This is a genomic window from Micromonospora sp. NPDC057141, assembly GCF_042670805.1.
GTDB lineage: Bacteria > Actinomycetota > Actinomycetes > Mycobacteriales > Micromonosporaceae > Micromonospora.
The window spans coordinates 26,373-50,926 of sequence record NZ_JBHUVA010000019.1; the positions used below are offsets into that span (position 1 = coordinate 26,373).

Genomic DNA, 24,554 nt, shown 5'->3' on the forward strand with positions numbered 1-24,554 from the left:
GGCCGCCGCGCACCACCGGGAGCCGGTGGTCGAGGGAAGGGACGCCGCCGTGCCCAGGACCAGCCTCATCCGGCGTCGCGGCCGGAGGCCGCTGACCGTGCTGCTCGTCGCCGTGGCGCTGCTGCTCGGCGTCGGCGCCGTGCCCGCCGCTGCCGAACCCAACGAGGGCGGCACGAAGAAGCTCCGCGAGGCGCTGGAGTCCGCTGCGAAGGGGCACATCGAGGCCAAGGCGAAGCTGGACAACTCCAAGCGCCGGCAGCAGTTGCTCACCACCCAGCTCAAGACCGTCGAGTCCCGGCTGGCGGGGCTGACCGCGCAGGTCGGCGAGGTGGCCGCGCAGTCGTACCGGCTGGGGCGGATGACCGCGCCGGCGCTGCTCATCCAGTCGGTCTCCCCGGAGGCGTTCCTGCAACGCGCCGGCGAGCTGGACGTGATGGCCCAGCGGGACAGCCGCCGGCTGCGCGAGATGATCGAGACCCGGGAGGAGGCGAACCGGGCGAAGGTCGCCATTGACGCCGAGGTCCGGGAGCAGCAGAAGCAGCTCGCGGCGCTGGCCAAGAAGAAGCGGGAGGCCGAGAGCGCCCTCGCGGCGGTCAGCTCCGGCAGCGGCTCCGGGTTCGGTGGCGGCTCCGCCTCGGCCAAGCCGGCCCCGCGCAACTCCGACGGCAGCTGGCCGTCCGAGTCCTGCTCGGTCAACGACCCGACCACCTCCGGCTGCATCACCCCGCGCACCCTGCACGCCCTCCAGCAGGCCAAGGCCGCGGGCTACAAGCGGTACGTCTCCTGCTACCGCAGCGGCGGCAGCGGCGAGCACCCCAAGGGGCGGGCCTGCGACTTCTCCGCCGCCACCAGCGGCTTCAAGGACGAGACGGCCACGGGCGGGGACAAGGCGTACGGCGACAGCCTGGCCAACTACTTCAAGAACAACGCCAGCCGGCTCGGGGTGCTCTACGTGATCTGGTACCGGCAGATCTGGATGCCGAACACCGGGTGGCGGGCGTACAGCGGCAGCGGCAGCCCCGCCGCCGACCACACGAACCATGTTCATCTCTCGATGTACTGACCCGGGGGGCCAGCTTCGCTGCGTACCATCGCGACGGTGAGCAGCTCATCGTCGCCCGCCGCCGTGGCGCAGGCGCGGCCCGCGCCGCCCCCCGCCCGCGCCCTGCCGGGCGGTCTCGCCGCGTTCCTGGTCTTCTTCTCCAGCGGGGCGGTGCTCGTGCTGGAGACCGTGTCGCTGCGCCTCGTCGGCCCGTACGTCGGGGTCACCCTTGAGGTGACCAGCTCGGTCATCGGCATCGCGCTCGGCGCGATCGCGTACGGGGCGTGGACCGGCGGCTGGCTGGCCGACCGGCGGGACCCGCGCGCCCTGATCGCCCCGGCGCTGGTGCTGGCCGGCATCGCCACCGCCGTCACCCTCCCCGTCGTCCGGTACGCGGGCGAGGTGCTGCGCGGCGGGGCGGCCAGCGCCGTGCTGCTGCTCACCGCGCTCGCCGTGTTCGTGCCGGCGGCGCTGCTCGCGGCGGTCACCCCGCTCGTGGTGAAGCTCCAACTCGCCGATCTGCGCCGCACCGGGCAGGTCGTCGGCCGGCTCTCCGGCATCGGCACGCTGGGCGGCATCACGGCGACCCTGCTGACCGGCTTCGTGCTCGTCGCCGCCCTGCCCAGCAGCCTCATCCTGTTGGCCCTCGCCGTGCTGCTCGGCGGCACCGGGCTGGGGCTTGGCGCGTACCTGCACCGGCAGGGGCGCGTGGGGCTGCCCGGTCCGGGCGGGGGCCGGACGGGGCTGCCCGGTCCGGGCCGGACGAAGGCCGTCCTCGCGGTGCTCGGGCTGGCCGGGGCGGGGCTCACCACGGTCGCCCCGAACCCGTGCGACGTGGAGACGGCATACCACTGCGCGTCGGTGGAGACCGACCCCGCCCGGCCGTCGGGGCGGACGCTGCTGCTCAACTCCGCCCAGCACTCGTACGTCGACCTGGCCGACCCCACCCACCTGGAGTACGCGTACACCCAGTGGATCGGCGCGGCGGCCGACGTGGCCGCCCCCGCCGGGCGGCGGCTGGACGCCCTGCACCTGGGCGGCGGCGGGTTCACCGTGCCGGGTTACCTGACCGCCACCCGGCCGGGCACCGACAACGCGGTCTTCGAGATCGACGGCGGCCTCGTCGAGCTGGACCGCCGCGAGCTGGGCGTGCGCACCGGCCCCGGCCTGCGGGCCGAGGTCGGCGACGCCCGGGTGCTGCTCGGCGCGGAGGCCGCCGACAGCCGGGACCTGGTGGTCGGGGACGCGTTCGGGCACCTCGTGGTGCCGTGGCACCTGGCCACCCGGGAGATGGCCGTCGAGATCAACCGGGTGCTGCGTCCGGGCGGGATCTACGTGCAGAACGTCATCGACTACCCGCCCGGCCGGTTCGTCCGCAGCGAGGTGGCCACCGTCGCCGCCGCGTTCCGGCACGTCGCGCTGGTCGCCCCGCCCGACGCGGTCGCCGGCCGGACCGGCGCGAACTTCCTCGTCGTCGCCTCCGACGCGCCGCTGCCGCTGGCCCCGCTCGCGCAGCGGATCAACGCCCTGCCCGAGGCGGCGATCGTGCTCTCCGGCGACGTGCTGACCTCCTTCGTCGGGGACGCGCTGGTGCTCACCGACGACTACGCCCCCGTGGACCAACTGCTCGCGACCGCCTGATCGGGTGAAACCCTGACCGAATCCGACCCTCGGGGGTTAGGACGGCGAAGGTCGGGCAACACCTCCGACCATGGGTGGAGCGGTCCGTAACGGCGCGCAGCTGCTCGGCGAGCGCTACCGGCTCGTCGAGCAGCTCGGCGCGGGCGGCATGTCCGTCGTGTGGCGCGGCTACGACGAGGTGCTGGGCCGACAGGTCGCGGTGAAGGTGCTCGCCTCCCGGCTGGCCAGCGACCGGGCGTTCCGGCACCGGCTCCGCGCCGAGGCCCAGGCCGCCGCCCGGCTCTGCCACCCCAACATCACCAACGTGTACGACTACGGCGAGTCCGAGCAGGGCGGGCTCACCGTCCCGTACGTCGTCATGGAGCTGGTCGACGGCGGACCGCTCAGCGCCCGGCTCGGCCGGGACGGGACGCTGCCCTGGCGGGAGGCCGTGACCATCGGCGTGGAGGTCACCTCGGCGCTGGCCACCGCGCACGCCAGGGGGGTGGTGCACCGCGACGTGACCCCGGGCAACGTCATGCTCACCTCCACCGGCGTGAAGGTCGTCGACTTCGGCATTTCGGCGCTGGCCGGGGAGAGCGAGAAGGGCGCGGAGGGCACGCTGCTCGGCACCCCCGCCTACCTGGCCCCGGAGCGGCTGGACAACGGCCAGGTCTCCCCGGCCACCGACGTGTACGCCCTCGGCCTGCTGCTGTACCGGATGCTCACCGGCCGGCTGCCCTGGGAGGCGAGCACCACCACCCAGCTGCTGCGCGCCCACATGTACGCCGAGCCCGAGCCGATGCCCGACGTGCCGGGGCTGCCCGCCGGGGTGGCCGAGCTGGTGCGCCGTTGCCTGGCCAAGCGCCCCGATGACCGCCCGGCCACCGCCGAGGTCGCCCGCACCCTCGCCGGGGCGGCCGGGATGCTCGCCACGGTGTCGGTGCCGGCGCCGGCCGCCCCGGGCGCGGGCGACCCGGCACGGCTCGACCCGGCCGTGCTCGCCAACGCCGGCACCACGATCCTGCCCTGGTCGACGGAGACCGGCGCGCTGCCCTTCCCCAGCCGCACCCGCAGCCGGCGGGCGGTGGCGCGGCGGCGTCGGGTCGAGGCGGGGGTGGCGGCGGCCGGCCTGGTCGCGGTGACCGCGACGATGTGGGGGGTGACGTCCCGCAGCCCGGCCAGCGGCGGCATCGACCGGCCCACCGAGGCCCGGATGGGGCTGACCGGGCCGCCGCCCTGCGCCGTCGACTACGCGCTGCGCAAGGACTCCGGGAAGGACTTCACCGCCGAGTTGACCCTCACCAACACCTCCGAGCGGGAGCTGCGCGACTGGACGATGAGCTTCGCCTTCCCCGGCCAGCAGACCGTGACGAAGACCGACCCGGCCGTACGCCAGCAGGGCCGCACGGTCGAGGTGCGCCCCGCCGCCGGGCAGCCCGCGCTGGCCCCCGGCACGGCCCGGAAGGTCGCCCTGACCGGCCGGTACACCGGCACGAACCCGCTGCCGTTGGAGTTCCGCCTCGGCGACGCCGAGTGCCTCGTACGCGTCTCCGGCGTCGCCGGGACGGTGTCGACCACCAAGCCGACCACCAAGCCGAGGACCAAGCCGACGAAGGCCCCGGCGAAGCCCACCACGAAGAAGGCCACGGTCGCGAAGGCCGGCTCGTTGGCCGGCAGCGCGGGCGGCGGCAGCGCGGACAACGGCGGTGCGGACAGCGGCGGTGCGGACAGCGGCTCGGGCGGCGGCGCCAAAGCCCAGCCGGACAAGCCCGGCAAGGGTGGCAAGGGCAAGGGAAGATAGCTCAGCTCAGCTCAGTTCGGCGAAGCGCTGCACCTGGGCGATGCTCCCCTCCACGATCAGCACGCTACCCGGGGCGAGGACGGTGCCCGGGTCGGCGTACCGGAACCGCTCGCCGGGCAGCTTCGCCCCGACCACCATCACCCCGTAGCGGTCCGCCGGGGCCAGCTCGCGCAGCGGACGACCGACCAGCGCGTCCGGCACCCGCACCTTGGCGATGGCGAAGTCGTCGCCGAACTCGATGAAGTCCAGCAGCTTGCTGACGATCAGGTGCGCCACCCGCTCCCCGGTCTCCGCCTCCGGGAAGGTCACGTGCTGGGCGCCGACCGAGCCGAGGATCTTCGCGTGCTTCTCCGAGGTGGCCCGCGCCCAGATCTGCGGCACGCCCAGCTCGGCCAGCGCGAGGACGGTCAGCACGCTCGCCTCCACCGACGCGCCGATCGCCACGACCACGCGCGGGAAGTCCGTCACGCCGAGCTGCCGCAGCGCCCCCTCCTCGGTCGCGTCGGCCTGCACGACCCGGTCCAGGTACGGCGACCAGCGCTGCACCCGCTCGCCGTTGCGGTCGATGGCCAGCACCTCGTGGCCGAGCTGGGTCAGCGAGGTGGCCAGGTGGCTGCCGAACCGGCCCAGCCCGATCACCGCGACGCCCCCGTCGTCCCTGTTCCTAGCCGACAATGGGTTGCTCCTCCGGGTAGCGGTACAGCCGTCGTCGGGTGTTCAACGCGATGGCCGACCCGAGGGTGAGCGGCCCGACCCGGCCGACGTACATCAGCACGGTCAGCACGAGCTGGCCCGGCTCGGCGACGGTCGGCGCGACGCCCGTGGACAGGCCGGTGGTGCTGAACGCCGAGGTCACCTCGAACAGCGCCCGGTGGTAGGCCAGCCCCTCCGTGAGCAGCAGCAGCACGACCGTGCCGCCGACCACCAGCGCGACGCTGAGCAGGGCGACGGTCAGGGCCTGCCGCAGGCTCGCCGTGGACACCCGTCGCCGGCCCACCGTGACGTCCGGCTCGCCGCGCAGCTCCGCCCAGATGGCGAAGCCGAGCAGGAAGAACGTGGCGACCTTGATGCCGCCCGCCGTGCTGGCGCTGCCGCCGCCGATGAACATCAGCGCCACCAGCAGCGGGACGCTCTCCTCGTCCAGCCCCGCCGTGTCGAGGGTGGCGAACCCGCCGGTGCGTACCAGTGAGCTCTGGGTGAAGGTGGCCAGCATCTTGCCGGCGACGTCGTACCCGCCGATGGTGCGCGGGTCGGGCCACTCGGCGGCGAGCAGGCCGAGGAAGCCGACGACCAGCAGCACCGCGCTGCCCCACACGGTGAGCTTGGTGGCGATCGCCCAGCGACCAGGGCTCCGCCACTCCCGGGACGCCTCGAACAGCGCGGGGAAGCCCAGCCCGCCGACGATCGCGCCGAACGCGAGCGGCAGGCAGATCCACGGGTCCCGGGCGAACCCGACCAGGCTGTCGGAGAAGAGCGCGAAGCCGCCGTTGTTGAACCCCTGCACGGCGTGGAAGACGCCGTACCAGAGGGCCCGGCCCGGCGGATAGTCGTAGCCGAGCCAGAACCGGCCGGCGAGCACGGCGGTCATCACCAGCTCGCAGCCGACGACGGTCGCCGCGATGCGCAGCAGCAGGCCGCGTACGTCGCCGATGCCGAACTCGGCGGTCTCGGCCTGCACCAGCAGCCGGTTGCGCAGCCCGAGCTGCCGGGCGACCACGAGCACCACCAGGGTCGCGCCGCTGAGGATGCCGAACCCGCCGACCTGGGTCAGCACGGTGATCATCACCAGCCCGAACCCGTTCCAGTATGTCGGGGTGTCGACCACGGACAGGCCGGTGACGGAGACCGCCGAGGTGGCGGTGAAGAGCGCCGTGGTGAACGGGGTGAACCGGTGCTCGCTGGTCGCGGCCGGCAGCATCAACGCGACGGTGCCGAGCAGGATCGCCGCCAGGAAGCCGAACGGCACCAGCCGGACGGGGCGACGGAGAAACCGGTGCACCAGACAATCTTCCGTTCCCGGCCGACCGCCGGTGCCGAAACGGCCATCTGCCCGTCAGTCGACCCCGGTCTGCTGAGCGCGATCCCTCGACGACAGGAGACGGCGTTGCGACGTACCCTTTCCGCACTTGGCCTGGCCGGCGCGCTGCTCGCGGCGGCCGTGGCGGTGCCGGCAGTGGCCGCCTCGGCTGGCCCGGAGACCGCCTCGGACCGGTCCCGGGCCGCCGACCGGCCGCTCGTCATCGGCCACCGGGGCGCGAGCGGCTACCGGCCCGAGCACACCCTGGAGGCCTACCGGCTGGCGATCCGGCAGGGCGCCGACTACATCGAGCCGGACCTGGTCCCGACGAAGGACGGCCAGCTCGTCGCCCGGCACGAGAACGAGATCTCCGGTACGACCGACGTGGCGGCCCACCCCGAGTTCGCCGCCCGCAAGGCCACCAAGACCATCGACGGGGTGCCGGTGACCGGCTGGTTCACCGAGGACTTCACCCTCGCCGAGCTGAGGACGCTGCGGGCCAAGGAGCGGCTGCCCCAGGTGCGGGTCGCCAACACCGCGTTCGACGGCAAGCTCCCGGTGCCCACCCTCCAGGAGGTCATCGACCTGGCCCGCACCGAGAGCAAGGCCCGGGGCCGCACGATCGGCGTGTACCCCGAGACCAAGCACCCCAGCTACTTCGCCTCGATCGGGCTGCCCCTGGAGGAGCGCCTCGTCGCCGTGCTCAAGGCGAACAAGCTCACCCACCGCAACGACCCGGTGATCATCCAGTCGTTCGAGACGGCCAACCTGCGCAAGCTGAACAAGCTGACCGACGTCAAGCTGGCCCAGCTGCTCGACGCGTCGGGCCGTCCCTACGACTTCACCCTCGCCGGTGACCCGCGCACCTACGCCGACCTGGCCACCGCCGCCGGCCTCAAGTGGATCGCCGGGTACGCCGACGGCGTCGGCGCGAACAAGAACCTCGTCGTCCCCCGGGACGCCGCCGGCAAGCTGCTCGCCCCCACCACCCTGATCAGGGACGCCCACCGGCTGAAGCTGGTCGTGCACGCGTGGACGTTCCGGGCCGAGAACCAGTTCCTCCCGGCCGACTTCCGCATCGGCGCCGACCCGAACGCCCGCGGCGACATCACCGCCGAGTACGAGCTGTTCTACGGCCTCGGCCTGGACGGCGTCTTCGCCGACCAGCCGGACACCGCCGTCGCCGCCCGCGCCGGCCTGCCCCGCCACTGACCCACCCACCTGCCCGGGGGGGGGGCCTGGGCGCGGCCCGCCACTGCTGTTCGGGGTGGCGGGCCGCGCTGCGCTGGGCGGGCGTACCGCCCGCCATGTCGGGCAGGTGGGGGTGTCAGCGGGGCCGGATGGGCCCATCTGCCCGACATGGAGTCGATCATCGCGGGCCGGACCCGGGGCTGGGCACGGGGGTGGGCGCACGGGCGGGGCAGCTCCAAAGGTGGCTCGCTGACCTACCGCCCCTGGTCGGAAGGACCTCCGCGCTCGGCGACATAGGCGCCCCGACCGGAGTGCCCGATGATCGGGTTGCAGTCGTGCAGCAGCGGGAGCGCGAGTGGACGGAAGCGGCAGCCTCTGACCGTCGGGCAGCACCGCGACGGGGTGCGGCGTACAGCATCGGGTCTTCTGCGACCGGTTGCTCGACGGCCGGCGGCGGTGGCGGGCGGCGACACACGGGCGGGTTGACCGGTGGGTACGCGGCCCACCGCACGCGCGGGGTGGCCCCACCCCAGCGGGGTGACTGTCCGGGTGGGCCACCCCTTCACCGTTACTTGTGTGTTTCCGCCACATGGCTCGTGGGTGACGTCACTTCTAGCGTGATCCGACACATGACGTTAACTTCCTCCGAGTCCTCACGTGGAGTCGCAATGACGGTCCGGACGACGCGGCGGGTGTTCCTCTCCGCCGCCACGATGATGGCCGCGGCGCTCGCCGCCACGGCCTGCGGCAGCCCGCAGGACACCGCCTCCGGCGGCGGTGACGGTGCCGCCCCGGTCAAGGTCGGCCTGGTCTACTCCCAGTCGGGAGCGCTGGCCAGCTACGGCAAGCAGTACATCGAGGGGTTCCGGGCGGGCCTCGACTTCGCCACCAGGGGCACCGGCAAGGTCGGCGACCGGACCATCGAGGTCACCGAGGTCGACGACGCGGGCGACCCGGCGAAGGCGGTGTCGGCGGCCAAGGACCTGATCGGCAAGGGCACGAAGATCATCGCTGGTTCGACGTCGTCGGGCGTGGCCCTCCAGGTGGCCCCGATCGCCGCCCAGAACAAGGTGCTGTTCATCTCCGGCCCGGCCGCCACCGACGCCGTGACCGGGGCGAACCGGTACACGTTCCGCTCGGGGCGACAGTCCTACCAGGACGTGGTGACCGCGAAGTCGTTCATCGGCGACCCGACCGGCAAGAAGGTCGTCGTGTTCGCCCAGGACGGCGCGTTCGGCGACGCCAACGAGGCCGCCGTGAAGGCCGTCATCGGCGGCGCCGGGGCCACCGTGAGCAGCGTCCGCGCGCCGGCCAGCGCCACCGAGTTCACCCCGTTCGCCAGCCAGATCAAGTCTGCGAAGCCCGACCTGCTCTTCGTCGCCTGGGCGGGCACCACCGCCCCCGCCATGTGGCAGACCCTCGACCAGCAGGGCGTGCTCTCCTCGACCACGGTCGTGACCGGCCTGGACATCCGCGCGTCCTGGCCCACGTTCGGCGCGGCCGGTGCCAAGATCTCCTTCCTGTCGCACTGGTTCGACGGGGCCGCCGACACCGAGGCCGCGAAGGCCGCCAAGGCGAAGATCCCCGGCGGCACCCTCGACCTTTTCCACCCCGACGGCTTCGCCGCCGCGCAGATGGTCGTGCGCGCGGTCGAGCAGGGCGGCGACGACGTGGACAAGATGATCGCCGGTCTGGAGGGCTGGAGCTTCGAGGGCGTCAAGGGCACCATGACGATCCGCGCCGAGGACCACGCCCTGCTCCAGCCGATGTTCCAGGCCAAGCTGGCCGGCAGCGGCAGCGCGTACACGGCGACGGCCCAGAAGAGCCTGACCGGCGACGAGACCGCGCCGCCGGTCGGCCAGATGAAGGGCTGACCCGTGCTCGCCACCCGCGCCCTGACCTGGCGGATCGGTGAGGTAGCCATCGTCGACGGCGTGCACCTCGACCTGGCACCCGGTGAGTTCCTCGGCGTGATCGGGCCGAACGGCGCCGGCAAGACCTCCCTGTTCAACCTGATCACCGGCCTGCGCCCGCCGACCGGGGGCCAGGTGCTGCTGGACGGCGAGGACGTCACCGCCCTCCCGCCGCACCGGCGGGCCCGGCGCGGGCTGGGGCGTACCTTCCAGTCGTCCTCGGTCTTCGGCTCGCTGACCGTGCGGGAGAACGTGCGGCTCGCCGTACAGGCGCACCGGGGTGGCTCGATGAAGCTGTGGCGGCGGGCGGCGGCCGACCGGGGGGTGGCCGCCGCCGCCGACGCGGCGCTCGACCGGGTCGGCCTGCACCACCGGGGTACGGCGCTCGCCGGCACCCTCGCCCACGGCGAGAAGCGCAAGCTGGAGATCGCCCTGCTGCTCGCCGGGGAACCCCGGGTGATGCTGCTCGACGAGCCGATGGCCGGCGTCAGCGCCGAGGACGTGCCCGAACTGGTCGCGGTGATCCGGTCGCTGACCGGCGACAGCGGCCGGGCCGTGCTCATGGTGGAGCACCACATGGACGTGATCCTCGAACTGGCCGACCGGATCGCCGTGATGCACCACGGCGCGCTGCTGGCCTGCGACACCCCGGAGACCGTGATGGCCGACGCCACCGTCCAGGAGGCGTACCTGGGGGAGGCGTTGTGACCGCCGAACCCGTCCTGACCGTCGAGGACCTGTCGGTGCGCATCGCCGGGCTGCACATCCTCCAGGGGGTGTCGTTCACCGTCGCGCCGACCGGCGTGACCGTGCTGCTCGGGCGCAACGGCGTCGGCAAGACCACCACCCTGCGCGCCGTCCTGGGCCTCACGCCCCGGGGCGGCGAGGCGCGCGGCACCGTGCGGATGGGCGGGCGGGACCTGCTCGACCGCCCCACCCACCGGCTGGTCCGCGCCGGGCTCGGCTACGTGCCGGAGGACCGCGACGTGTTCGCCGGGCTCACCGTCGCCGAGAACCTGCGGCTCGCCGAGCGGCGGGGCAGCAATCCGGCGTACGACCGGGTCTTCGCGCTCTTCCCGGAGCTGGACCGGCGCGGACGGCAACGGGCCGGCTCGCTCTCCGGCGGGCAGCAGCAGATGCTCGCCATCGGCCGGGTGCTGCTCAACGACAACCGGCTGCTGCTGGTCGACGAGCCGACCAAGGGGTTGGCGCCGAAGGTGGTGACCGAGGTGGCCGAGGTGCTGGAACGCGTCGCGGAGACGGTGCCGGTGCTGCTGGTCGAGCAGAACCTCGCCGTGGTGCGCCGGCTCGCCGCCGACGCGGTGGTGCTCTCCGCCGGTCGGGTCGCCTGGGCCGGCGGCGCGGGCGAGTTGCTGGGCTCGGCGGAGCTGACCCGCTCCCTGCTCGGCGTGGGCACTCCGGAGGTGCGGGCGTGAACACCATCGTGCTGCTGACGCTGACCGGGCTCGGCCTGGCCGCGCTCTACTTCCTGGTCGCGTCCGGGCTGTCGCTGGTCTTCGGCCTCGCCGACGTGCTCAACTTCGCCCACGGGCTGTTCCTCGGCGTCGGCGCGTACGGGACGTGGTGGGCGGCGGGCAACCTGCCCGGGGCCGGCGGAGAGGGCCTCGGCTTCGTGCTCGCCGTCGCCTTCGGGGTGGCCGCCGGCACGCTCGTCGCGGTGCTCGTCGAGCTGGTGCTGATCCGGCCGCTGTACTCGCGCACCATCGAGCAGGTGCTCGTCACCGTCGGCCTGTCGCTGGCCGGGGTGGCGCTGCTCCAGGCCACCTGGGGCGCGGACGCCCGGCCGTTCCCCCGCCCCGAGTGGTCGCGGCAGGTCACCGGGATCCTCGGCGCGCAGGTGCCCAACGGCGGGTTGCTGCTGATCGTCGCCGCGGCGGCGGTGCTGGGCGCGTTGCTGGCATTCCTGCGCTGGACCCGGTACGGGCTGATCATCCGGGCCGGCGTGGAGAACCGGGAGATGGTCACCGCGCTGGGCATCGACGTGCGCAAGGCGTTCACCCTGGTCTTCGCGATCGGCGGGGCCGCCGCCGCGCTGGCCGGCGCGCTCGGCGGCGTCTACTTCGGCACCGTCTCGCCCGGCCAGGGCGGCTCACTGCTGATCTTCGCGTTCATCGTGGTGGTGATCGGTGGCATGGGCTCCGTCGTCGGCTCCGCGTACGCGGCCGTCGCCGTCGGCCTGCTGCAACAGTTCGTCAACTACTACGGCGCGTCCGGCGTCGGCGACCTGTGCGTCGTCGCGCTGCTGGCCGTGGTGCTGCTGCTGCGCCCCCAGGGCATCGCCGGAAAGGTGGCTCACGCATGACCGACTCGATGGTCGAGGCACCCCCGGCGCGGGTGCCGGACGAGCTGACCCCGCACCGGCGGGGCTGGCATGGGCTGCGGCCGTACCTGCCGCTGGTGGCGCTGGCCGTGGCGGCGGTCCTGCCGTACTCGACGGTGGAACTGCCCGGGATCTTCGAGGGGCCGCTGAACTCGCCCGGCACCCTGCAACTGCTCGCCGTCTGCCTCGTCTTCGGTGGCCTCGCCGCCGGCTACGACCTGCTGTTCGGCCGCACCGGGATGCTCTCCTTCGGGCACGCCCTCTACTTCGCCGCCGGGGTGTACGGCACCGACGTCCTGGTCACCCGGGCCGGGCTGCCGCTGTGGCAGGCCGCGCTGCTCACCGTCACCGGCGGGACGATCCTCGCCGGGCTGCTCGGCGCGGTGGCGCTGCGTACCGCCGGGATCGCGTTCGCCATGGTCACCCTCGCCTTCGCGCAGGTCGGGGCGATCCTGGTGGCCCGGGACTTCGGCGGGCTGACCGGCGGCGAGGAGGGGCTGCCGCTGGACGTGTCCGGGCTGCCCGCCGGGCTGGTCGGGGTGGCCAACACCGTCAACCTGTACTGGCTGGCGCTGGCGTACCTGACCGTGGTGGTCTTCGTGGTGCACCGGGTGTCCGGGTCGCCGACCGGGCGGGTGCTCGCCGGCCTGCGCGACGACGAGCGGCGGATCGGGGTGCTCGGGCTCGACCCGTACCGGTTCAAGCTGGTCGCGTTCACCCTGGCCGGCGGGCTCGCGGCGGGCGGGGGAGTCGTCTACTGCCTGATCGTCGGCGGCGCGTCGCCGCACATCACCTCCAGCGAGCTGACCCTGTCGCTGCTGGTGATGGTGGTGCTCGGTGGTCCCGGCACCCGCTGGGGCCCGGTGCTGGGCGGCGTCGGCTACATGTACCTGGACCACCGGCTCACCGCGTTCGGCAGCAGCGACGCGGTGGAGGCCCTGCCGGCGTTCCTGAGCCGCCCCCTGTCCCAGCCCCTGTTCGTCCTCGGCACGGTCTTCATCCTGGCCGTCTACTTCTTCCCCGGTGGCCTGGCCAGCCTCCGCTCCCGCCTCGGCCCGCTGACCCGCCACCTCCCCGCCCGCCGCACCCCTTGATCGACAGGCGGGGGAGCGGGGGCTGGTAGGAATGGGGAATGGATCAGGCGGGGCGGGTGGCGGTACGGGAGCGGGCCGAGGCGGTGCTGCGTCGGCTGGCCGGCGAGCACGCCCGGCTGCGGGAGGATCAGTGGCGGGCCATCGAGGCGCTGGTGGTCGACCGGCGTCGGGTGCTCTGCGTGCAGCGCACCGGGTGGGGCAAGTCGGCGGTCTACTTCGTGGCCACCGCCCTGTTGCGCGACCACGACGGCGAGAGCCCGCTCGCCGGTCCCGCCGACTCCGAAGCCGTCGGTGCCGGGCCGACGGTGATCGTGTCGCCGCTGCTGGCGCTCATGCGCAACCAGGTCGAGGCCGCCGCCCGCGCCGGCATCCGGGCCCGCACCATCAACTCGGCCAACCTCGACGAGTGGGACGCGATCACCGCCGAGATCCACGACGGCACGGTCGACGTCCTGCTGATCAGCCCGGAGCGGCTCAACAACCCGGACTTCCGGGACACCGTGCTGCCGAGGCTGGCCGCGACCACCGGGCTGCTGGTGGTCGACGAGGCGCACTGCGTCTCCGACTGGGGGCACGACTTCCGGCCCGACTACCGGCGGCTGCGCACGTTCCTCACCAACCTGCCGGAGCGTACGCCGGTGCTCGCCACCACGGCCACCGCGAACGCCCGGGTCACCGCCGACGTCGCCGAGCAGCTCGGCGACGCCCTCGTGCTGCGCGGCACCCTGGACCGGGAGTCGCTGCGCCTGGGGGTGCTCGACCTGCCCAGCCCCGCGCACCGGCTCGGCTGGCTCGCCGACCACCTGGACCGGCTGCCCGGCTCCGGGATCGTCTACACGCTGACCGTGGCGGCGGCCGGGGAGACGGCCGAGTTCCTGCGCTCCCGGGGGTACCCGGTCGCCTCGTACACGGGGCAGGTCGAGGACGCCGACCGGCGGGCCGCCGAGCAGGACCTGCTCGACAACAAGATCAAGGCGCTGGTCGCGACGAGCGCGCTGGGCATGGGCTTCGACAAGCCCGACCTCGGCTTCGTGGTGCACCTCGGCGCGCCGCCGTCGCCGATCGCGTACTACCAGCAGGTCGGCCGCGCCGGCCGCGCCGTCGAGCACGCCGAGGTGCTGCTGCTGCCCGGCCCCGAGGACGCCGCGATCTGGCGATACTTCGCCTCGCTCGCGTTCCCGCCCGAGGAGCAGGTGCGCGCCGTGCTGGCCGCCCTGCGCACCGACCGGCCGCTGTCCACCCAGGCCCTCGAACCGATCGTGGACCTGCGCCGGGCCCGCCTCGAACTGATGCTCAAGGTGCTCGACGTGGACGGCGCGGTCCGCCGGGTGCGCGGCGGTTGGCTCGCCACCGGCGAGCCCTGGGTCTACGACGAGGCCCGGTTGCGCCGCGTCGCCCAGGCGCGCACCGCCGAGCAGCAGGCCATGCGGGAGTACGCGACCACCCCCGGCTGCCGGATGCGGTACCTGCGGGAGTGCCTCGACGACGTCGGGGCCGGCGACTGCGGCCGGTGCGACCGGTGTGCCGGCCCGCTGTTCACCGCCGAGGTGTCCGGGCCGGCGCTGGGCGGCGCGGAGGGCTTCCTCGGCCGCCCCGGCGTGGAGATCGCGCCGAAGAAGCTGTGGCCGACCGGGCTGGAGGCGGTGGGCGTACCCCTGAAGGGCCGGATTCCCCCGGCGGAGCAGGCCCTGACCGGTCGGGCCGTGGGGCGGCTGTCGGACCTGGGCTGGGGCGGTCGGCTGCGCGAGCTGGTCGGCCCCGGCGCGGCGGACCGGCCGGTCCCCGACGACGTGGCCGGTGCGGTCGTCGAGGTGTTGAAGGCGTGGGCGCACGGCGACGACCCGTGGCCGCGCCGCCCGGTCGGCGTGGTGGCGGTCGGCTCCCGGCGGCGGCCGGAGCTGGTCGGCTCGCTCGCGGAGCGGATCGCCGCGGTGGGCCGGCTGCCGCTGCTCGGCCAGGTGGCCCCCGCCGGGCCCGCCGGCCCGGACGGGCCGCGCGGCAACAGCGCCCAGCGGATACGCGCGCTGCACGACGCCTTCGCCGTGCCCGACCCGCTGGCCGGTGCGTTCGCGGGGCTGGACGGCCCGGTGCTGCTGGTCGACGACCTGGTCGACACGGGCTGGACGCTGGCCATGGTGGCCCGGTTGCTGCGCCGGGCCGGCGCATCCGACGTGCTCCCCCTGGCGCTGGCCGTCGCCAGCTGACCCGAGTGCAAGGAGGGGACCCTTGTACAACAAAATGCGTTGACAGGGGCCTTCCTTGCGAAGTTCCCGGGCGGGGCGGATTGCGAGCAGTGCCACGCCGCGCGGTCGCTGACCAGGTCGGGCGGGGCCCGGCGGTAGCGTGGGCGCATGACCGATCAGCTTCCCGACGGCGGGGAGCCGCAGCAGCCCGGGGTGCTGGTCGACCGGGGCACGCTGCGGCTCGCGCTGGTCGTCGGCGGGCTGGTGCTCGCGGTGCTGCTCGGGTTCGGCCTCGGACGGCTCAACCCGCCCCCGGCGGCCGGCGGCTACGCGCTGACCCCGGCCGGCGCGGACCACACCCATGCGCCGGGCACCGGGGCGCACGACCACGGCGGCCTCGCCGACGGGGGCGACACGACGGGCGTCGGCGGCCTCGCGGTCAGCTCCGGAGGCTGGACGCTGGCTCCGCTGTCGGCCGATCTCGCCGCCGGGCGGGCCGGCGAGTTCCGGTTCCAGATCCGGGACGCCCAGGGGCGGCCGGTGACCCGGTTCGCGGTCGTGCACGACAAGCCGATGCACCTGATCGTGGTGCGCCGCGACCTCACCGGGTACCAGCACCTGCACCCGACGATGGCGACGGACGGCACCTGGACGGTCCCGCTGACCCTGCCGCAGCCGGGCGTCTGGCGGGCGTACGCCGACTTCACGCTGGTCACCGACGACGGTGGGCAGAGCGCCCGGACGCTGGGCACCGACCTGGCCGTCCCGGGGGAGTATGCTCCCCGGCCGTTGCCGGCGGCGGTCCGCACCGCCACCGTGGACGGCTTCGCGGTGAGCTGGTCCGGCGAGCCAGGGGTCGGCGTCACCCGGCCCCTGCGGTTCGAGGTGCGCGCCGCCGACGGATCGGCCGCGACGCTGGAGCGCTACCTGGGCGCGTACGGGCACCTGGTGGCGTTGCGCGAGGGTGACCTGGGGTATCTGCACGTGCACCCGGAGGCGGGGCCGGCCGCGGCGGGGGTCAGCTTCCAGGTGACCGCGCCGGGGCCGGGTCGCTACCGGCTCTACCTGGACTTCCAGGTGGCCGGCGTGGTGCGGACGGCCGAGTTCACCCTGACGGTGCCCTGACCACACCACTGCCGACCCCTGGCGGCGGACCAGGGATGGGGGCGGTCAGCCGGCGCGGCGGACCGGGCGGCGGGCCAGGTAGCGGAGCAGGTCGCGGATGTGGTGCTTCTCCTCGGCCGGCACGGCCGGGTCGGCCAGCCGTTGGAGGATGACCCGGACGTCGGCCTCGACCGGTGCCTCGTCGCCGCGTCGCCGCGGGACGGGGCCGGAGTCGGGCAGCCCGAGGGCCCGGAAGGCCGCCGTCACGGGCAGGTCGAGCGCAGCGCAGAAGCCGCGCACCTTTGCCAGCTCGGGGTAGTCCTGCCAGTCGCCGGCGAGCCAGCGGAAGACGGTGGACCGGCCCACCCCGGTGTGTGACGCCAGGTCGCTGACGGTCCAGCCCCGCTCCTCGCGGGCGTCGTCGATGGCACGTCGCACGAAACGCGCGAACGCCATCTGCGGCGAAACCTCTGGCGAAGCCATCCCTGCGCGGTCTTCCTTCGGGGCGGAGCACCGGACGGTGCTCCCTGAGGGTAGTACCACCGGCGGCGGAAGCAAGCGCCCGCTCGCACCCTTCGTCCCGTTCGGTGCCGTCCCGGGGCAGCTACCTGCGAATATCCCTCATGTTCTTTCCCGCCGAGTGGGAACGTTCCCATAGGAAGGATATCGGCCACTCGGAGCGCACGTCCTGGCCGCCACGGGCGCGGTCACCACGACGCTGGTCGGCGTGGTGCCGCCGCCGCTGAACGAGCCGCGCCCCGTCGGTCAGTCGGTCGGCGGCGCGGCGAGCAGTGTCTCCAGGCGCGGGGTGACCTGCCACTGGCCGACCAGCGCCCGGTAGTCCGCCCGCTGCTCGGCCGCCGGCGGGCCACCTGCGCGGCGCGCCCGGATCAGCAGGTTCCGGGGAGTGTGCCGGGAGTCGACGAACTCGACCACCTCGGTCCGGTACCCGTGCAGCCGCAGCAGCGCCGCCCGCAGCGAGTCGGTCAGCACGTCCGCGAAGCGCTCGCGCAGGATGCCCTGCCGGGTCAACAGGTCGTACGGGGCCGGGGCCGGCCGGGCGCGCAGCTGGGCGGCGAGGTCGTGGTGGCAGCACGGCGCGGCGAGCACCCAGCGGGCGTCCCAGCGCACCGCCCGGGCCAGCGCCTCGTCGGTGGCGGTGTCGCACGCGTGCAGGGCCAGCACCAGGTCGGGCGCGGGGTCGACCACCGCGTCGGCGATCGTGCCGGCCACGAAGTTCACCCGGTCGGTCCAGCCCAGCCGCTCGGCCAGCTCGGTGTTGCGCAGCCGCTGGTCCTCCCGCACGTCGACGCCGACCAGCCGCACCTGAAGGCCCCGCTGCGACAGGTACCGGTACGCGGCGAAGGTCAGGTACGCGTTGCCGCAGCCCAGGTCGACCACCCGCAGCGGCCCGGTGAGGTCGTCCGGCAGGGTCGCGGCCAGCGCCCGCAGGAACGCGTCCACCTGCCGGCGCTTCGCCGCCGAACCGCCGATCTCGGCGAAGATCTCGTCGCCCGGGTCGAGCAGCCATTCCTTGGCCCGGTCGTGCCCGCCCGGCTCGGCGGCCGGCCGGGCGGCGACGGCCCGGTGCACCTGCGCCTCGCCGGACTTGGTCACCCGCAGCTGGAGCGTCACGTCGGCGGTCTCCACGTGCCAGTTGCCGAACGGCTCGGCCAGCAGGGCGTCCACGGCGGCGCCGGCCTCCGCGCCGGGCGCCAGGTTGCGGGTGTACGGGCGGGCCCCGTCGGAGGTGGCGATCTGCAACCTCGGGCCGGCTTTGAGGGCGACGGGGCGCAGCTCGGCGCGGACCACCGAGGGGCGGTGCCCCTTGCGGCGGCCGGCGGCGACGGCCCGGGTCAGCGCGGGGTCGAGCAGCAGGGCCCGGACCTCGGTCAGGGCGGCGTCCAGGGGTTCGGGCATCTCTCCATCTTCCTCGCCGCGGCGGGTGGCGGACGCGGGGGTGATCCACAGCGGGAAGCCGGGGCACGGCGTCGGCGCGCTGAGCCGATCGGCGCTGGAACGGGACATCCCCCACACCGGCGGGCCGGGGCGGGGGATGTCGACGGTTGCACGTGGGTCAGTCGGCGGTCGCCTCGGCGGGCGTACCCGCGCTCGATCCGCCACCCCGGCGGCGCCGCCGGCGGCGGGGCTTGGCCGGCTCGCCGTCGGCGGCCGTCGCGGCGGGCTCGGAGCCGGACGGCTCTGCGGAGATCACCACGGTCGGCTCGCCGGCCACGACCTCGCCGACCCGGCGCCGACGCCGGCGGCGCGGGGTGCGGGCGTCGCCCTCGGCGGACCGCTCGGCCGAGGGATCGGCGTCGGGCGCGGCGTCGGCGGCGTCGGGCGCGGCGTCGGTGTCGCTACGGCCCCGGCGGCGCTCGCCGCGACCGCGGGGCTCGCCCCGGTCGCCGCGCCGGGAGCCCCGGCCACCGCCGGTGTCGCCGCGCCGGGGCCGGCCGCCGAGGTCCTCCTCGACCTCGGCCGACAGCCCGGCCCGGGTCCGCTCCGCCGTCGGCAGGGTGCCGGTGATGTCGCGGGAGATGTCCAGGTCCGTGTAGAGGTGCGGCGAGGTGTGGTACGTCTCCGGCGGCTCCGGCATCTCCAGCCCGAGCGTCTTGTCGATGATCCGCCAGCGGGGCATGTCGTCCCAGTCGACGAAGGTCACCGCGACGCCCGTGGCGCCGGCCCGGCCGGTGCGGCCGATCCGGTGGGTGTAGGTGTCCTGGTCCTCGGGGCAGTCGTAGTTGATGACGTGGGTGACGCCGCTGACGTCCAGCCCCCGGGCGGCCACGTCGGTGGCGACCAGAATGTCGATCTTGCCGGCCCGGAACGCGCGCAGCGCCCGCTCCCGGGCGCCCTGGCCCAGGTCGCCGTGTACGGCGGCCACGGCGAAGCCGCGGAAGTCGAGGTCCTCGGCGACCCGGTCGGCGGCCCGCTTGGTCCGCGTGAAGATCATGGTCAGGCCGCGCCCCTCCGCCTGGAGGATGCGGGCCACGATCTCGACCTTGTTCATCGAGTGGGTGCGGTAGACGAGCTGCTCGGTCTGCGGCGACGGCCCGGTCTCGGCGGTGTGCCCGGCGTGGATCGTCATCGGCTGGCGCAGGAAACGCCGGGACAGGGTGACGATCGGATCCGGCATGGTGGCCGAGAAGAGCATGGTCTGCCGGTCCTCCGGCAGCATCTTCAGGATCTTCTCGACGTCGTCGAGGAAGCCCAGGTCGAGCATCCGGTCGGCCTCGTCGAGGACCAGCGCGCGCACCCGGTCGAGTCGCAGGTGCTTCTGCTTCTGCAGGTCCATCAGCCGGCCCGGCGTGCCGACCAGGATCTCGACGCCCCTGCGTAGCGCGTCGATCTGCGGCTCGTACGCCACGCCGCCGTAGATCGGCAGCACCCGGATGCCCCGGGTCCTGCCGGCGGCGGCGAGGTCCTTGGCGACCTGGATGCCCAGCTCGCGGGTGGGGACGACGACGAGTGCCTGCGGCACGCCGTCGCCGCCCTCGGCGGGGGCGAAGACCCGCTCCAGCAGTGGCACGCCGAAGCCGAGGGTCTTGCCGGTGCCGGTGGGCGCCTGGCCGATCATGTCGACGCCGCGCATCGCGATCGGGATCGCATATTCCTGGATGGCGAAGGCGCGGGTGATGCCGGCCTCGGCCAGCGCTTCGACGGTCTCCGGCCGGGCGCCGAGCTCGGCGAAGGTGGGTGCCTCCGGGCGCACCGGGGCGGTCGGAGCCAGCTCCTGGTCGGCTGTGGAATCGAAAATCTGTTCGCTCATCTGGATTTGGGGGTGCCCTCTCGTGGTGCGCCCCGTCAAGTCCTCAGGGCGCGGTCGGTAGTGGCGCGGGCCACACGGTCGGGGGCGGAAATCGCCGAGCCGGACCGGGCCGCACGCGCGCCGTGGGCAGGACTTCGGGTCGGACCGGCCTTTCGGCCAGGTCGGCGCCCACGGCAACTGCCCCATACTACCTGAGCCACCCCGCTGTCGTCCCTGTTCAAGGCAGAGGCCCGACAGTCGGGGTCGACAGTTGTGACCTGAATCACTCCACCCGTGGTGTCGATGACCGAGGCGACCCTCCCCACCGAGGTCGTCCAGCCGGCCGACCTGCACGGTCAGGCCGGCCAGCGCCTTTGCCGGGCGATCTCCGACGAGGAGATCAGCGGACGGTGAAACCGACCGCCCGCGGCGACGCCTCGGCGATCTCGACGTAGGCGACCTTGTTGACCGGCACGATGACCCGTCGGCCCTTCTCGTCGGTCAGGGAGAGCGTCCCTTCGGCCTTCGCGAAGGCGTCAGTCACGATCTGCTCGATCTCGGCCGGCGACTGCGCGCTCTCCAGAACCAGCTCGCGCGGTGCGTACTGCACGCCGATCTTGACCTCCACGGTGCCTCCTCAACTGGGGCGAAAAAGCCGCCGTGGGAAGGCTATCCGATCTCGCGGCGGGATGTTCAGGCTGACTCACCCTGTAGCGGGAAGCTGGCGATGCCCCGCCAGGACAGCGCTGCCACGAGCGCTTCGGCCTCGGCCTTCGGCACCTGCCGGCCCCCGGCCAGCCAGAACTGCGCAGCCGTCTCCGCCGCGCCGACCAGGCCGGAGGCGAGCAGCTCGGCGTGCGCCCGGCTCACCCCCGTGTCGGAGATGATCGTGTCGGTTATCGCGGCGATGCAGCCCTGCTCGACCCGCTCCACCCGCTGCCGGACGGCCGGGTCGTTGCGCAGGTCGGACTCGAAGACCAGGCGGAACGCCTCGCTCTCGTGGTCGACGAAGTCGAAGTATGCGCGAACCGACGCGCCGACCCGCTCCTTGTTGTCGTTGGTGCCCCGCATCGCGTCGTGCACCTTCGCCACGATCGCGTCACAGTGCGTGTCCAGCAGCGCCAGGTAGAGCTCCATCTTGCCCGGGAAGTGCTGATAGAGCACCGGCTTGGAAACCCCCGCCCGCTCGGCGATGTCGTCCATTGCGGCGGCGTGGTAGCCCTGCGCGACGAACACCTCCTGCGCCGCCGCGAGCAGCTGCTTGCGCCGCGCGGAGCGGGGCAAACGCGTGGGCCGGCCGGCGGTCTGGGCACCGTTCCCCACAGCCGTCATGGGAACCTCCGAAACTGGTCGTACGAGCCGGCATTTCGCCCGAACCGGTCGGGGTCGATGAACCCCGCTCGGAATTGGCCCGCCGCTGTAACTTATCGCCACTGTCACCACACGGTAGCCTCAGCGGGGGCGACCAAGGAGCGCGCGGTGAGTGAAGCAGGGCAACCCGGTGCCGCCACCCCGGGAGAGCACGGCGACGGAACGGGTCAGCAGGACGACCTCGCCCGTTCCGTCAGCGGGTGGGCGCCCTCGGCGACCGGCTGGTCCGGTGGCGGCGACGCCGGCGCACCGCGGGAGGCGGCATCCGGCTGGGGCCGCGCCGAGCCGGCGTCCGGGTGGGGCGCCTCGTCGCCGCGCCACGGCGACCTGCCGGCACCCCTGCCCGGCCCGGCCACCCGAGGTCAGCCCCCGACCCGGGTCAACGGTCACCCGCACGTCAACGGCGTGAGCCACCCCGGGGACGAGTCGCGCGCGGGCGGCCCGGCGCCGGTCAGCGCCCCGCCGTTCCCGGAGGACCGGGAGACCGACGACGACCGGCTGGCCGTCCCCGCCCAGCGTCCGGCCCCCGCCCTGGAGCGGTCGGCCGGCCCGCCGCGCGGCGGCGACCCCGACCCCACCGCCCGGCACTCCTCCGACGACCAGCCGGGCCCTCGCCTGGGCCGCTGGCCGGACGGCGGAGCCCCGGCGTCCGCGCCCCCCGCCGGGCAGGTCCCGCCGGCTGGCCCGGCCGACTCCGGCTTCGAGGTGTCACCCGGCTTTCCTGTCCCCGCCGACCGGACCGTCCCCGAGCAGGGCGCGACCGCCAACGGGCCGTACGACTGGGACCATCGGTTCCCGCCCGAGGACGACGATCCGCGCGGCTACCCCGACGAGGCCGGCCGTGGCGGCTATCCGGCCGAGCCCGATCGTGGCGGCTATCCGGCCGAGGCCGATCGTGGCGGCTATCCCGGCGAGCCGGACCGTGGGGCGGCCCGGGGGCGCGGCGAGAGCGCCGCGCCGCCCCCGCCGGGCTGGGCCGGTCCCGACTGGAACCGCCCTAGCTGGGGCGGGGGCTGGGCGCCGCCGTGGTCCCGGGACCAGGGCGAGCCCGTCGGTCGCCGCCCCCGCGACGACGAGGGCGAGCCGGCCCGCCGCTCCCGTGACGACGAGTCGGTCGGCCTCCGGCCCCGTGACGACGAGCTGTCCGGGCGTCGGGCCCGCGCGGAGGCCGAGCATGCCGGCCCGGCGCGTGCGGAGGGCGAGCAGGCCGGTCCGCCGCCGCGCGAGGGCCGGCCCGCCGACTGGGCCCCGCAGGCCGGTCGGGGCTACTCGCCGGAGCCGAGCCGCCCCTACGCCGCCGAGCCGATCCGGCCGTACGAGCCGGTGCGGGCCGAGCCGATCCGGCCGTACCAGCCGGTGCGGGCCGAGCCGATCCGGCCATACGAGCTGGCCCGGCCCGGGTCCGGGCCCCGGGCCGGGGTCGAGCCGGCCGCCCGGCCCACCCCGGAGCCGGCCGAGCGCCCAGCCTGGGCCGGTGGCCGCCCCGCGTCCGCCCCGCCCGCGGCCGGGTACGACGCCGCCGGCCACGAGGACTCGGCACCCGGGCACGAGAGAGCATCCGGATACGAGAGAGCATCCGGATACGAGAACTCGGCCGCTGCGGCCGTCGACCCGGCCGAGGTCCGGGCCGCCGTCGCCCGGCCCTTCCGGCTCCGTTCGGTCCCCGAGGACGTCCCGCCCACCGACGCGCCAGGCCAACCGCCGACCGCCACCGGTGCCGGGCCGGCCGCCGCACCCGCCACGAGCGGGATCGGGCGGCTGGTCCGCACCCCGCCCGCGCCCGCCCCGACGAGCGCACCCCCGTACGCGGCCCGCCGATCCGCACCCGACCCGGTGACCCCGGCCGCCCCGGCCGACGGGGGCCGGCAGCCGGACCGCACGGCGGTGCTGCCGCAGCGCGTCCCCGCCGAACCGGACGTGCCCGTCGTGCCGGAGCCGCCAGCCGTGGAGCCCCCCGCCGAGACCCCGGAGCTCGCCCGCATCGCCACCCACCTTCGCCGCGACGACGAGCCTGCCCCGCCGCAGGAGCGACCCGAGGGGTTCGACGTCAACGCCATCCTCGACGCCGTACGGGGTGTCGCCGGAGTGCGGGACGCGGCCCTGCGCCGCACCCCGGCCGGCGCGCACAGCCTGCGGCTCGACCTCGCCGACGGCGCCGACCCAGCCGAGGTGAGCCGCCAGGTCGCCCGCCTGCTCCAGGAGCGGATGGGGCTGGCCGCCGCCCCGCAGAACGTCCCGGGGATGCCGAGCGCCCCGCCGCCGCCCGTGCGTCGTCGCTCCGCCGAGGCGCGCCCCGATCTTCGGGGCACCGACCCCCGGCCCGCCGAGCGTCGGGCCGCCGACCTCCGCGCAGGCGGCCCCCGAGGAGCCGACTCCCGGGCTGCCGGCCGGCTGCCGGAGGCCCGACCGCCGGCCGACGTGCCGCCGCCTCGGGCCGACCGCCGGGCCGACCCGGCGGGGGAGCCACCGCGCCGGCGCCGCCAGGCGACCGCGCACCGGGGCCGGGCCGCCGTGGAGGAGCCGGGCCAGGTCACCGCCGCCCCGACCGGCCTCGCGACGGGCAGCCCGGCGACGCTCGGTTCCTCGTACTCCGGTGGGCAGATGACCACGACGGAGACCGCGCCGTCGCGACCGCTGGACACCGGCGGCGCGCCGGGGCCCCGCGTGGTGATCGACCACGTCCAGGTCAGCACGTTCGGCCTCGACGCGAACGTCGAGGTTCGCCTACTCACCGACGGGGAGACCGCGTCTGGGTACGCGACCGGGCCCGCCGTGGACGGCTACGTGCTGCGGCTCTGCGCCGTGGCCGCCGCAGCGGCGGTGGACCAGCTGCTGCGCGGCGGCGAGCAGGAGCCGGACCGGGGGCGGTGCTTCGTCGAGCACGCGGCGGTGGTGCCGTTCGGCAACTGCGAGGTGGCCACGGTGGTGGTGCTGCTGGTCTGCGACGGCTGGGTCGAGCAGCTCGCCGGCTCGGCGCTGGTGGCCGGCGATCCCCGGCAGGCCGTCGTCCGGGCCACGCTGGCGGCCGTCAACCGGCGCATCGAGGCGCTGCTGGCCTGATCCGCCGGCCGGTCCGGCCCGGGCCGGCCGGCGGTCTGCAACGCGGCCGGGGGCCGAGCCGGT

The 24,554-nt window shown here is 74.8% G+C and carries 19 protein-coding genes; 12 read left to right on the forward strand and 7 right to left on the reverse strand.

All coding sequences use genetic code 11. The features are described 5' to 3' along the window. The first annotated feature begins 49 nt into the window (after nt 1-49). The 3 genes from ACFT41_RS13460 (at nt 50) to ACFT41_RS13470 (ending at nt 4,466) form a co-directional block, all read left to right on the forward strand. A complete protein-coding gene (locus ACFT41_RS13460) occupies nt 50-1,063 on the forward strand; it encodes a coiled-coil domain-containing protein (protein WP_377583031.1) in 1,014 nt (337 codons plus the stop codon). Between the two features lie 36 nt (nt 1,064-1,099). Further along, nucleotides 1,100-2,683: a fused MFS/spermidine synthase gene (locus ACFT41_RS13465; protein ID WP_377583029.1), complete on the forward strand. Its 1,584-nt coding sequence runs from the start codon at nt 1,100-1,102 to the stop codon at nt 2,681-2,683. 70 nt (nt 2,684-2,753) lie between these two features. Continuing rightward, nucleotides 2,754-4,466: a protein kinase gene (locus ACFT41_RS13470; protein ID WP_377583027.1), complete on the forward strand. Its 1,713-nt coding sequence runs from the start codon at nt 2,754-2,756 to the stop codon at nt 4,464-4,466. Between the two features lie 6 nt (nt 4,467-4,472). Here ACFT41_RS13470 and ACFT41_RS13475 read toward each other — a convergent pair whose 3' ends face one another. Further along, a complete protein-coding gene (locus tag ACFT41_RS13475; RefSeq protein WP_377583079.1) occupies nt 4,473-5,105 on the reverse strand; it encodes a potassium channel family protein in 633 nt (210 codons plus the stop codon). Between the two features lie 25 nt (nt 5,106-5,130). Then, a complete protein-coding gene (locus tag ACFT41_RS13480) occupies nt 5,131-6,465 on the reverse strand; it encodes a TrkH family potassium uptake protein (protein ID WP_377583025.1) in 1,335 nt (444 codons plus the stop codon). Between the two features lie 105 nt (nt 6,466-6,570). Here ACFT41_RS13480 and ACFT41_RS13485 point away from each other — a divergent pair, with 105 nt between their 5' ends. The 8 genes from ACFT41_RS13485 to ACFT41_RS13520 all read left to right on the forward strand — a co-directional run bounded on the left by ACFT41_RS13485 (nt 6,571) and on the right by ACFT41_RS13520 (nt 16,330). Next, the gene (locus ACFT41_RS13485) at nt 6,571-7,695 is read left to right on the forward strand and encodes a glycerophosphodiester phosphodiesterase (RefSeq protein WP_377583023.1); all 1,125 of its coding nucleotides are present in this window, start codon (nt 6,571-6,573) and stop codon (nt 7,693-7,695) included. A gap of 647 nt (nt 7,696-8,342) precedes the next feature. Next, the gene (locus tag ACFT41_RS13490) at nt 8,343-9,548 is read left to right on the forward strand and encodes a substrate-binding domain-containing protein (protein ID WP_377583021.1); all 1,206 of its coding nucleotides are present in this window, start codon (nt 8,343-8,345) and stop codon (nt 9,546-9,548) included. A gap of 3 nt (nt 9,549-9,551) precedes the next feature. Beyond that, on the forward strand, nt 9,552-10,295 hold the full coding sequence (locus tag ACFT41_RS13495) for an ABC transporter ATP-binding protein (RefSeq protein WP_377583019.1): 744 nt from the start codon (nt 9,552-9,554) through the stop codon (nt 10,293-10,295). Next, nucleotides 10,292-11,023, forward strand: a complete 732-nt coding sequence (locus tag ACFT41_RS13500; RefSeq protein WP_377583017.1) for an ABC transporter ATP-binding protein — start codon at nt 10,292-10,294, stop codon at nt 11,021-11,023. The genes ACFT41_RS13495 and ACFT41_RS13500 overlap by 4 nt, the downstream gene beginning before the upstream one ends. Then, nucleotides 11,020-11,910: a branched-chain amino acid ABC transporter permease gene (locus tag ACFT41_RS13505; RefSeq protein ID WP_377583015.1), complete on the forward strand. Its 891-nt coding sequence runs from the start codon at nt 11,020-11,022 to the stop codon at nt 11,908-11,910. Before ACFT41_RS13500 ends, ACFT41_RS13505 begins: the two co-directional genes overlap by 4 nt. Next, complete coding sequence (locus tag ACFT41_RS13510; protein WP_377583013.1) at nt 11,907-13,022, forward strand: branched-chain amino acid ABC transporter permease; 1,116 nt, start codon at nt 11,907-11,909, stop codon at nt 13,020-13,022. The genes ACFT41_RS13505 and ACFT41_RS13510 overlap by 4 nt, the downstream gene beginning before the upstream one ends. A 38-nt stretch (nt 13,023-13,060) precedes the next feature. Then, nucleotides 13,061-15,226 carry a DEAD/DEAH box helicase gene (locus ACFT41_RS13515; protein ID WP_377583011.1) on the forward strand — a complete coding sequence of 722 codons (2,166 nt, stop codon included), beginning with the start codon at nt 13,061-13,063 and terminating at the stop codon, nt 15,224-15,226. Between the two features lie 147 nt (nt 15,227-15,373). Then, nucleotides 15,374-16,330: a hypothetical protein gene (locus tag ACFT41_RS13520; RefSeq protein WP_377583009.1), complete on the forward strand. Its 957-nt coding sequence runs from the start codon at nt 15,374-15,376 to the stop codon at nt 16,328-16,330. A 45-nt stretch (nt 16,331-16,375) separates the two neighbouring features. Here ACFT41_RS13520 and ACFT41_RS13525 read toward each other — a convergent pair whose 3' ends face one another. The 5 genes from ACFT41_RS13525 to ACFT41_RS13545 form a co-directional block, all read right to left on the reverse strand. Further along, the gene (locus ACFT41_RS13525) at nt 16,376-16,792 is read right to left on the reverse strand and encodes a helix-turn-helix transcriptional regulator (protein ID WP_377583007.1); all 417 of its coding nucleotides are present in this window, start codon (nt 16,790-16,792) and stop codon (nt 16,376-16,378) included. A gap of 282 nt (nt 16,793-17,074) precedes the next feature. Then, a complete protein-coding gene (locus ACFT41_RS13530; protein ID WP_377583005.1) occupies nt 17,075-18,229 on the reverse strand; it encodes a class I SAM-dependent methyltransferase in 1,155 nt (384 codons plus the stop codon). A gap of 157 nt (nt 18,230-18,386) precedes the next feature. After that, entirely contained in the window at nt 18,387-20,081 is a 1,695-nt protein-coding gene (locus ACFT41_RS13535) for a DEAD/DEAH box helicase (protein ID WP_377583003.1), read from the reverse strand. A gap of 379 nt (nt 20,082-20,460) precedes the next feature. Continuing rightward, nucleotides 20,461-20,688, reverse strand: a complete 228-nt coding sequence (locus tag ACFT41_RS13540) for a DUF3107 domain-containing protein (protein WP_377583001.1) — start codon at nt 20,686-20,688, stop codon at nt 20,461-20,463. Between the two features lie 65 nt (nt 20,689-20,753). After that, nucleotides 20,754-21,392 (reverse strand): TetR/AcrR family transcriptional regulator, encoded by a 639-nt coding sequence (locus ACFT41_RS13545; RefSeq protein ID WP_074472473.1) that lies wholly within the window; start codon nt 21,390-21,392, stop codon nt 20,754-20,756. A gap of 147 nt (nt 21,393-21,539) precedes the next feature. Here ACFT41_RS13545 and ACFT41_RS13550 point away from each other — a divergent pair, with 147 nt between their 5' ends. After that, nucleotides 21,540-24,491, forward strand: coding sequence for a hypothetical protein (locus ACFT41_RS13550; protein ID WP_377582999.1), 2,952 nt, complete (start codon nt 21,540-21,542; stop codon nt 24,489-24,491). The last annotated feature ends 63 nt before the right edge of the window (nt 24,492-24,554 follow it).